This window comes from Streptomyces sp. NPDC093094 (genome assembly GCF_044754345.1).
Classification (GTDB): Bacteria; Actinomycetota; Actinomycetes; order Streptomycetales; family Streptomycetaceae; genus Streptomyces.
Map to the genome: position 1 here is coordinate 130,860 of NZ_JBIVOX010000008.1, position 10,119 is coordinate 140,978.

The window sequence follows — 10,119 nt, forward strand, 5'->3', positions numbered from 1 at the left end:
GCTTCGGCGTGCCGGAGGAATGACGGTCACCGCCGCCGAACACGACGGTGCCGCGGCCGTGGCCGCGGCACCGAGGCCGCGCTCCCTCTTCGAGGAGTCCTGGGACGAGGCCGTCGTCGACCTGGCGCCCTCCCCGGAGGACGGCGTGCCCGGCGCGCCCCCGGCCCCGGCAGCCCGTCGGTCATGGGCGGCCGGGACACACGGCTCCGATCCGTCCGCCGTCGGCGACGTCCCTGCCGGCCCGTCCCCGCCGCGGTCCCACAGACCCGCGCCGGACGCGCAGCGGCCGCCGTACGTGCCCTACGCCGCCGTGGAGGACGGCGGGCGCCGGGACGCAGCCCCCGAGGTCCCCCGTCCGGGCGCGCGTCCCGACGCCCCCGGGCGGGTCGACGGGCCCACGGCCCGGGCGGAGACCTACGAGGGGGCCATGACGCACGTCGGCCCGCTGCCCCCTGCTCCCGTCGCCCCGCCCGTGGCCGCCTCGTGGACTGCGGTGCCCGCGCATGCGCCGGCGCCGCCTCACGACAGCCGCGACGGCATCCTGCCACCCCGTACGGTCGCGGCCCCGGCCGACGGCACGGCGATCACCGAGGCCGCACCGGAAGTGGTGCGTGCCGAGCCGGTGCCCGTGGCACCTGACGCCGTGGCAACGCCGGCCATGCCTCCGGCGGAGTCCGTCCCTGTGGTCGTGGAGATCGAGCGGCTGGAGGTGAGAGTGGTCACCGACACGCCGTCGGGGCCCTCACGCGAGCGCAGGCCCCGGCCCCGCACCGGGCCGACCCTGGACGAGTACCTGGGAAGCACCGGCGGACGGGGGACCCCATGACCGCGCATTTCGCCATCCCCGCGACCACCTTCGTGCTGCGGGAGATCGTCCAGCGTCGCCTCAAGGACGCCTACGGGGATTTCACCGCGCCGACCGTCTCCGTCGAGCCGCCGCCGCGCCCGCCCGCGTCACCGACGGGCGCGGCTCCCGCTCCCCAGCCGGAACCGGCGGGCCTGCACCTGTTCCTGCACCACGTGGCGGTGAGCGCGGCCTGGCGCAATATGCAGGAGGTGCGGCTGAAGCCGGAGGAGGGGCAGGCCGAGGGCCCCCGGATCGGTGCTTCCCCGCTGGCCGTCGATCTGCACTACATGCTCGCGGCCACAGGCGCCGACCTGGAGCGTGAGGTGCTGCTGGGCCTCGGGATCGCGGCGCTGAACCGCCGTGCCGTCGTCCCGCGGACGCTCATCGGGTCGATCCTCGGCGAGATCGCCGTGCCGGCCTCGCCCACCCGCCTGCTCGACCGCCTCACGGCCGAACCGCTCCACCTTCCGGAGAGCCAGCCGCAGCGGATCACCGTTTCGCAGGCGCCGGTCGACGTCGACCTGTCGACGAAGATCTGGTCGTCCCTGCAGTCCCCGATGCGGCCCTGTGCGCACTTCCTCGTGACGACCGTGTTCCTGGACCTCGGCGACAGCACCACGGGCAAGGAGGTGGCGAGGGCCCAGGTCGGTGTGCGGCCGGACCCGACGCCGTCGAGGACACTGCCGCCGGGCGACACCGTGACGGTCACGGGCGGTGGTGCCTGATGCCGACACCGGCTGCCGGCACCACGGCCACGGCCGGTCCTGAGCCCCAGGACGCCTCCGCCCGCGCCCACGAGCCGGACCTGGCCGGCGTCGCCGAGTCGATGTCGCTGTCCGTGCTGACCGGCATCGCCCGCGGGGAGCCCGCCGCGGACGGGTTCGCCCCGCTGCGGCAGTGGCTGGACCGGGCCGGTCCCGAGTCGCCGCTGCGGCGCCTGGCCGAGGGTTTCGACCTGTCCCCGGCCGAACTGCGGCTGATCGTCCTGCTGCTGGCGGCCGACATCTCGGAGCCGGTGGCACGCGCGGCGGCCGATGCGGTGACCGCCAACGGCGGTGTGACGGGCGGCGGTCTGCCGGTGTGGCTGGCCTGCCGTGCCGTCGGGGAGCCGCGTCCTTCGATGCTGGCGGCGGCACTGCCGCTGGTGCGGTTCGACATCGTGGAGGTGGAACCCGCCGCGCCGCGGGTGGAGGCCCGGCTGACGCTGACCGCGCCGGTGGCGGACCGGCTCCTTCACCGGCCGGTGCGGGACCCTCTGGTGGCCGGCCGTATGGCACCGGTCGCGGTGCCCGCAGCGGCGTCCGGCGCCGAGGACGGCCTGCCGGCCGCCGTGGCGCACTCCCTCGCGTCCCGCGGCCCTCTCGGCACCCCGCCCCTGGTGCTGTTGCCCGACGTGGCCCTCGACGACATCGCGCGCACCCTGGCCTGCCTGGGCCTGACGCCATGGCGTATCGCGGGCGACGACATCCCCGAGGACGCCGAGCGGCGCGATCGTCTCGCCGCGCGCTGGAGCCGCGAGGCCATGCTCGACGCCGCGGCCCTGGTGATCGACACCACCGGTTGTCCGCCGGGAGGCCCGGTCGCGGCCTTCGCCGACCGGGTGCTCGGCCATGTGCTGCTGATGGGGCATCAGGTGCCCGACGGGATCACCCGGGGGTTCCACGTGGTGCCGCCTCAAGGGGACGGCCCCGCCGCCGCGGTCCGGCGGTGGGCCGACGCGCTGGGACCCGAACGCGCGGCCCGGCTCGGGCAGGGCGTGCACCGGGTGGCCGCGCAGTTCCGGCTCGACGCCGAGGGGATCGCCGGGGCTGCCGCCCGGGCCGCCCTGGCCGTCGACGCCGCCCCGGACGCCACGAGCGCGGCAGCGGCCCTCTGGCATGTCGCCGCCCGCTCCTTCACCCCGTCCCCGCTGCCCGGCGCGAGCCTGGTCGAGCCCGCGTACACCTGGGACGACATCGTGCTCCCGCCCGCCACCGAGGCCGCGCTGCGCCGGGTGGAGTCGCATGTGCGCCACGCGGCCCAGGTGTTCGACGACTGGGGCTTCGCCGCCCGTGTGGGCGGGCGCGGAAGCTGGCGCGGGCGCGGCGTGGCGGCGCTCTTCTGCGGTCCGTCCGGCACGGGGAAGACGATGGCGGCCGAGGTGCTCGCCTCGGCGCTCGACCTGCGCGTCATGGTGATCGACCTGAGTCAGGTCATCTCCAAGTGGGTGGGGGAGACGTCCAAGAACGTCGCGGCCGTGTTCGAAGCGGCCGAGCGCTCCGGGTCGATGATGGTGTGGAACGAGGGAGACGCGGTCTGGGGGACCCGCGGCGGTGTGGCCACGGCGACGGACCGGCATGTCAACGCCGAGGTGGGCGACCTCCTCCAGCGCATCGAGTCCTTCTCGGGCTTCACCGTCATCACCACGAACCTCCGGCACGCCATCGATCCCGCGTTCCTGCGCCGTTTCCGGTTCCTGGTGGACTTCCCGCTGCCGTCGGAGGCGGAGCGGCTCCGCCTGTGGCGGTCGGTGTTCCCCCCGCAGACCCCGGTCGAGCCCGTGCGCTGGGAGGCTCTGGCCTCGCTCCCGCTCACCGGCGGTTCGATCCGCAACGTCGCGCTCGGCGCCGCTTTCCTCGCCGCGGCCGGCGGGGGCACGGTGGACAGGACGATGATCGAGGCGGAGCTCGCCGAGGAACTGCGCAAGCAGAACCTGCCCGTGCCCCATGTGGCCTGGGAGGAGCCGACATGAACGCACTTCCTCCGGAGGTCCGGGTCCACGTCGGCACCCTCCGGGTGACCGCGGGCTCGGCGATCGAGGCGCGGCAGCTCGCCGATGCCCTGCCCGCCGCCCTCGAAAGGGCGTTGCGGTCGTGGCAGGACCCGAGCCCGGTGGCACCGGTCCCGGGACGGCGTCCCGGCACCGCGGCCCGCAGGGCGGACCAGGTGGCCGCGGCGATCGTCGGCCGGCTGCGGATCCGGCTGGACGGTGGCGGGGCACGATGAGGCGACTGGCACAGACCGTGCGCCCTGCCCGGCGCGCACAGGTGGAGCCGTCCGTGACGCGGGCGCGGCAGGGCCGGCGCGGGACCGTCGCCGGCCCGCGTGCCACGGGGCCGGCGTTCGTCCCGACGCGGCCGGCGTCGTCCACTGTGCCGACCGGCACCGGCGTACCGGCGGCATCGGTCCTGATCGGCCCGCCGACCGCGTCCGTGCCGGCCTTCACCCCGTCGGCTGGTGCCTCCCCGCCCTCGGATCCCGCTGCGCCCACGCCGTCCACGGCGAGGCGCCGGCACCGCGACGCACCCGCGCGTTCCGCGATCGCCCGGCCGGGACGACCGCTGCCGCCGTCCGTGCGGGGGCAGATGGAGGCCGGGTTCGGCCGCGACCTGTCCCATGTGCGGGTGCACGACGGCCCGTCCGCCGTGCGCGCCGCAGCCGCACTCGACGCCCGGGCGTTCTCGCTGGGCCCGCATCTGGTCTTCGGAGCCGGGGAGTACCGGCCCGACACCCCCGGCGGACGCGGTCTCATCGCGCACGAGCTGGCGCATGTGCTCCAGACACCCGCCGCCGGGCAGCCGCACGCCGCCGTGGTGGACGACCCCCGGCTGGAGGCGGAGGCCGACCGGGCCGTGCAGACGCTTGCGGCGGGCGGACGGCCGGTGATCACGTCATGGCCCGGTACCCCGGTCATCCGCCGGGCCGGCAAGGGCACCTCCGCGCCGCCGCCCCTCCCGGCGGCCGTGCCCGTGTCCGCTCCGGGCCCCGCGGCCGCGCCCAAGGAGGCCGCCCCCCGGCCGGGGACCGCCGCGGGCCCCGCGCTGCGCCTGCCTCCCGGACTGAAGGTGATCACGGACGAGCCTGCCGGTGTCGGCACGACCGAACTGGTCGTCGAGATGCCGGCTTTCACGCTCCCGCTGGAGAAGGGGGCCGGTCCCTGGGTGCAGAAGGCGTACGACGACGCCGCGGCCGGCGGGCGCCTGGTCTTCAGCCCTCTCATCGAGGGCAACTCGACCGCGAGTTACGAATCCGTCGCCGCCTACAAGGAAGGCGGCGAGAAGTACAAGGACATCTGGCTCGGGGCCTACGGGTTCGCCGACACGGCGAAGCTGGCCGACGCGGTCACCTCGGCGGCGGCGAGCGACGAGAAGGTGCGCGGCAAGCTGGCCGATCCGGCCCTCAAGGCCGTCGTGCAGGGCCTGGGAAAGAGCCTCAAGCAGTCGCAGTGCGACATCGACCACATCGTCGAGAAGCAACTGGGCGGAACCTCGATCCCCTCGAACCTCCAGCTGCTCACCAGCTCCAAGAACCAGGCATCGGGCCGGGAGACCTACCAGGCGCTCGTCGATGTCGTGAAGCAGATCCGTGACCCCGCCATGCGCGGCCCCCACGTCCGCAGGCTCCAGATCCGTATCGCCAGGGCGACCGTTCCCTCCGGACAGCCCGACGGCAGCTACGGGATCGAGGAGCTGCTGCGCTCGGGTGCCGTACGCGGCTCCGAGGCGCAGAAGGCCAAGGCCGCCGGAAAGCCCGTCATGCTCACCGCGGGCGGTCAGGGCGAGACGGTGCTGGTGAGGGACACCGGCGAGACGCCGCTGGACTCCCTCGCCCGGCGCATCGTGCCGGGCATGCGCATCGAGACGTACAAGCGCGCCGCCGCGGGCGCCAAGTCCACGCGTGACACCGTCCTTGGCTCGCTCGACAGCCGCGCCGTGTCGAGCACCAAGGCCGGTCCGGCAGTCACCCTGGAGGCCGAACTGATGCCCGCCGCGGCGCCGGCAGCCCCCACCGCCGCCGGCCCGGAGGCCACGGCGGACCCCACGGCGGCGCCTGTGGGCGAGGTCCGGAAACTGCGGCTGGACAAGGCGAAGAACGCGAGGATCGCGTTCTACTACCCGTACCTGAGCCCCGGTGAGCTGACCAAGGTGGCTCTCGACGAACAGGGCAACCTCAGCGGCGAGGGAGTCATCCACGCCTCGGTGCCGTTCCTCGGCAAGCTCAACGTGCGGTACTCCAAGGACGAGTTGAAGCTGGTCGCGCCGATCCCCGCCGCCAAACTGGTCTCGCCGCTGCCCGGCGCGTTCCGTTTCACCGGCGGCGAGCTGGCCCTGCAGCTCTCCCCCAGCCTGGTGCCCAACGGGACACTGACGTTCACGGTCGGTCCGGCCGCCAAGCCCGTGATGAACGGCACCCTCACTGTGACGGTGCGCGGCGGCGCACTGGTCGCGGCGGGGGACCTGACCCCGGCGGGCAAGCTGCCCGGAGTCAACGCGGCAGCGGGGCATGTGGAATGGAACTCGGAGACCGGGTGGTCCGGCAAGATCACCGCCGATTCGACGGCCATCCCCCGGTCCACCGCGAACGTCGAGATCGGTTTCACGACGGCGTCCGGCAGATTCGATCCGTACGCCAAGGGCGGGATCACCACGACCATCCGCAACTCCCGGCTCGAACTCGGCGCCCGCTGGGACGGACAGGCCCTCACTCACCACGGATCGGTGACGGTCGACAAGCCGCTTCCGCTCGTCAACTCGGTGAAACTGTCCGGCCGTTACAGCGAGCGCGGCCTGTTCCTCCAAGGCGAGGCCGACATCGCCTGGAAGCAGTTCAAGGCCACCATGAAGGTCGACTACAACCGCAAGGAGGAGGAAGAGGAGGGGCGCTTCTCGGGCGCGGCCACGATCACCCTCAAGACCGAGAAGGCCGACGGCTCGGTGAGCCTGAACTTCGACGAGGAGGGGCGCTACTGGGGCAAGGGCAGCGTCGCCTACCAGGTCACCAGGAACCTGCGGCCGGTGCTGGGCGTCGAGATCACCAAGGACCGGCGGGTCAAGCTGTCCGGCGAGGCCGCCGTCGGCGACATCGTCCTGGTCCGCAGATGGCCGTCGCCCGAGGGCGGGTCGGTCGCACTGCTGAAGGGGATCGGGGCGAAGTTCTCCTTCCCCACACCGGTCCCGGCCGTGACCGCCTACCTCGAACTGCGCGGGTCACTGCACCTGGGCTACGGCGTGGGCCCGGTCATGCTGAAGGCTGTCGTGTTCAAGGGCGAGCTGTACCCGTTCGAGGACGATCCGAAGGTGGCGGCGAAACTCACGGGTGCCTTCGCGGTGCCCGCCTACGCCGAACTGTCCGGCACGTTCGGCGCCTACATCGGGGCCGAGGTCGCGCTCGGTGCCCTCGGCGCCAAGGGCGGCATCGACATCACACCGAAACTGCGCATCGACGGGGAGGGCGGTGTCACGTTCGCCGCGGACTACGACAAGGACGGGTTCTCGTTCGACGCCGAGGCATACGCCAAGGGCCAGCTGACAGCGAGCGCCAAGGTGCTCCTGGCCGCCGAACTGTACGCCGCCTGGGGTCTTTTCTCCCACCGGTGGACCTACGAGGTGGCCTCCGTCTCCGCGCGGATCGGACCCGAGCTCAAACTCACCCTCGGCCGCCTCGCGTACGCCAAGAACGGCGAGATCACCTGGCCGAGCCTGTCCCAGATCAAGGTCGAACCCGAGTCCATCGACCCCGTGCAGATCGTCAAGGACATGCTCGGGCGCGGCAAGGCGGTGGAGACATGACGCGTGTACGGAGAGGAGGACCGCGATGACCGGCTTCCCCGGCTCACCGCGGACGGTGCGAGGCGGTTTCGTCGTCATGGACGGCGACGGACGCGCCGTCGTACGCACCGTCCCGTTCCAGTACAACCCCGAGACCCTGACCCGGACCCTGACCCCGCGGGGGGCGGCCACCGACACCGGCGACCGGCTCGAAGCGCTCCGGCTGGTCGGGCCGCCGGTGGAGACCATGAAGCTGGAGATCGTCCTCGACGCCACCGACCGGCTGGAGAAGCCGGGCCTCAACCCGGCCGCGGTCGCCGACGGCGTCGCCGCGGATCTCGCCGAGCTGGAGACGATGATCTCACCGGCCACCACCGACCTGGTCGCCGCCGAGGCGCTGGCCCGGCGGGGAACGCTGGAGATCCTTCCGCTGCCCTCGCCGCTGCTGCTGCTCGTCCTCGGGGCCAACCGCACGCTGCCGGTACGGATCACCGAGTTCACCGTCACCGAGGAGGCGTTCGACACACGGCTCAATCCGATCCTCGCCCGGGTCGGGCTCGGGGTGCGTGTGCTGTCGTCCGACGATCTGCCGCCGGGATCGAAGGGGGCCGAGCTGTTCCTCACCGCCGTCCGCCGCCGCGAGCGGCTCGCCGGCCGGCGCGGGGCCGGTATCCGGAGCGTCGGACTGTCGAGGATGCCGTGACCGCCGTGGAGAGAGTGCCGTGACCGCCGTGGAGAGAGTGCCGTGACCGCCGTGGAGAGGGTGCCATGACCGCCGTTCCGTTCCCGCCGAACAGCAGGTACCACGCGGTGCCCGTCGTCAGCCGCACACGCGACGACGGAACCACCGAGGTCTTTCTCGCACGCCGCATCCTGCCCGCGTCCGAACGCCATGTGCCGCTCGGGCACCGTCGGCTGAGCGGTGCGGAACGACCCGACACCCTCGCCCACGACGCCTACGGCGACCCCGCGCTGTGGTGGCGCATCGTCGACGCCAGCGGCGAGGCCGACCCGGCCCGGCTGACCGGCACGGAAGGCCGGCTCGTCATGATCCCGCTGCCTCTGGAGATCGCCGACCATGGCCGCGCTTAGCCCCGTCACCCTGACCGTGCTGACGGGGCCGGTCGCGGTCGCCCCCGCGCCGAGGGCGGTGGTCGACGCCCTGGAGGGAGCCACGGTGACGCACGCGGTCGGAGCGCGCTCGGGGTTCCAGCTGAGCTTCACCTATTCCAAGACGTCGCCGATCGCGACCTCTCTGCTTCCCACGGGCTTCTTCGACCCGATGACGCGGGTCGTCCTCGTGGGGACGCTGCGTGGAGTGCCGAAGGTGCTCGCCGACGGGCCGGTCAAACGCCAGGACGTCACCGCCACCGGCCGCCCCGGCGAGCACCGGCTGGTCGTCACCGGCGAGGACGTCTCGGGGTACATGGACGTGGCCGACCTCACCGGATTCCCGTTCCCCGGTATGCCGCCCTTCGCCCGGGTGGCGGCGATGATGGCCAAGTACGCCCCGTTCGGCGTCGTACCGGTGACGGTCCCTCCGCCGTTCCAGCCCGTGACGGCCCCGGTGGAGAAGTACGCCCATCAGCAGGGGACGGACTTCGCGTACGCCACCAAACTGGCCAAGGACGCCGGCCACGAGTTCCATGTGACTCCCGGACCGGTGCCCGGAACGAACACCGCCTACTGGGGACCCCAGGCGCGCGTCGGCACCGTACAGCCCGCGCTGACCGTCGACATGGACGCCGCGTCCAACCTCGACGCCCTGAGCTTCTCCGCGGACGGCAACGCCGCGGTCCTGCCGTACGCGCACGTCAAGGTCGCGAACTTCTCCGTGCCGGTTCCCGCGCCGGACGTGGCACTGCTCAAACCGCCGCTGGCGGCGCGGCCGTTGGTGCCGAGCCGCACGCAACTGCTGGAGACCGACCGGATGGCGCTGCCGGAGGTCCTGATGACCCTGCTCGCCGGCCGCGGCACGGCGGATCCGCTGACCGCGACCGGGACGATGGACCTCGCGCGCTACGGGCAGCCGCTCGACGCCCGTTCCCTGGTCGGGGTGCGGGGCGCAGGCCGAGCGCACGACGGACTGTGGTTCGTGCGCTCGGTGACCCACACCCTCGGGCGCGGCAGCTGGAAGCAGGCGTTCCAGCTGGCCCGGGACGGTCTCGTATCGAACGTCACGGAGGTGACGCCATGACGGCTGGACCCAAGTACTTCGGGAAGTACCGGGCGACCGTGCTCAGCACCGCGGACCCTCTCGTGCAGGGCAGGATCCAGGTCCAGCTGTCGGACCGCTACGGGATGTTCCCGTCGACGTGGGCACTGCCCGCGGTGCCGTTCGCCGCCAAGGGCGCCGCGGGTGTCATCGCGCTGCCCCAGACCGGCAGCGCGGTCTGGGTCGAGTTCGAGGCCGGCGACCCCGACTGTCCCATCTGGACGGGTGCCTTCTGGCCCGACCCGGCGGGCGCCCCGCTGCTCGCCATGGCCGGCACGCCCGCCACGCCCAACATCCATCTGCAGACCACGACGGGCGTCTCGGTCACCCTGTCCGACCTCCCGGCGGTCCAGGTGCAGGTGCTCACCCCCACGGGCGCGTCGGTCGTCGTCGGCTCCGCGGGGATCAGCCTGAGCAACGGTCAGGGCGCGTCCATCGTGCTCTCCGGCGCCTCGGTGATCATCAACGGGGGTGCGCTCGTGGTGACCTGAGCCGACGGGCTGCCGTGTGCCGGGCGCCGCCCGGTGCGC

At 73.3% G+C, this 10,119-nt stretch carries 9 protein-coding genes; all 9 read left to right on the forward strand.

The features are described from left to right. The first annotated feature begins 19 nt into the window (after window positions 1-19). The 9 genes from ACIQGV_RS18740 (at window position 20) to ACIQGV_RS18780 (ending at window position 10,080) form a co-directional block, all read left to right on the forward strand. Window positions 20-826, forward strand: coding sequence for a hypothetical protein (locus ACIQGV_RS18740; protein ID WP_402496118.1), 807 nt, complete (start codon window positions 20-22; stop codon window positions 824-826). Then, window positions 823-1,572, forward strand: a complete 750-nt coding sequence (locus tag ACIQGV_RS18745; protein WP_402496120.1) for a Pvc16 family protein — start codon at window positions 823-825, stop codon at window positions 1,570-1,572. Before ACIQGV_RS18740 ends, ACIQGV_RS18745 begins: the two co-directional genes overlap by 4 nt. Then, entirely contained in the window at window positions 1,572-3,578 is a 2,007-nt protein-coding gene (locus tag ACIQGV_RS18750) for an ATP-binding protein (protein ID WP_402496122.1), read from the forward strand. Before ACIQGV_RS18745 ends, ACIQGV_RS18750 begins: the two co-directional genes overlap by 1 nt. After that, window positions 3,575-3,832, forward strand: coding sequence for a hypothetical protein (locus ACIQGV_RS18755; RefSeq protein ID WP_402496124.1), 258 nt, complete (start codon window positions 3,575-3,577; stop codon window positions 3,830-3,832). Before ACIQGV_RS18750 ends, ACIQGV_RS18755 begins: the two co-directional genes overlap by 4 nt. After that, entirely contained in the window at window positions 3,829-7,395 is a 3,567-nt protein-coding gene (locus ACIQGV_RS18760) for a DUF4157 domain-containing protein (RefSeq protein WP_402496126.1), read from the forward strand. The genes ACIQGV_RS18755 and ACIQGV_RS18760 overlap by 4 nt, the downstream gene beginning before the upstream one ends. 25 nt (window positions 7,396-7,420) lie before the next feature. After that, window positions 7,421-8,077: a hypothetical protein gene (locus ACIQGV_RS18765; protein ID WP_402496128.1), complete on the forward strand. Its 657-nt coding sequence runs from the start codon at window positions 7,421-7,423 to the stop codon at window positions 8,075-8,077. Between the two features lie 65 nt (window positions 8,078-8,142). Next, window positions 8,143-8,466 (forward strand): hypothetical protein, encoded by a 324-nt coding sequence (locus tag ACIQGV_RS18770; protein WP_402496130.1) that lies wholly within the window; start codon window positions 8,143-8,145, stop codon window positions 8,464-8,466. Further along, window positions 8,453-9,571, forward strand: a complete 1,119-nt coding sequence (locus ACIQGV_RS18775; RefSeq protein WP_402496132.1) for a hypothetical protein — start codon at window positions 8,453-8,455, stop codon at window positions 9,569-9,571. The genes ACIQGV_RS18770 and ACIQGV_RS18775 overlap by 14 nt, the downstream gene beginning before the upstream one ends. Continuing rightward, window positions 9,568-10,080 (forward strand): phage baseplate assembly protein V, encoded by a 513-nt coding sequence (locus tag ACIQGV_RS18780; protein WP_402496134.1) that lies wholly within the window; start codon window positions 9,568-9,570, stop codon window positions 10,078-10,080. Before ACIQGV_RS18775 ends, ACIQGV_RS18780 begins: the two co-directional genes overlap by 4 nt. The last annotated feature ends 39 nt before the right edge of the window (window positions 10,081-10,119 follow it).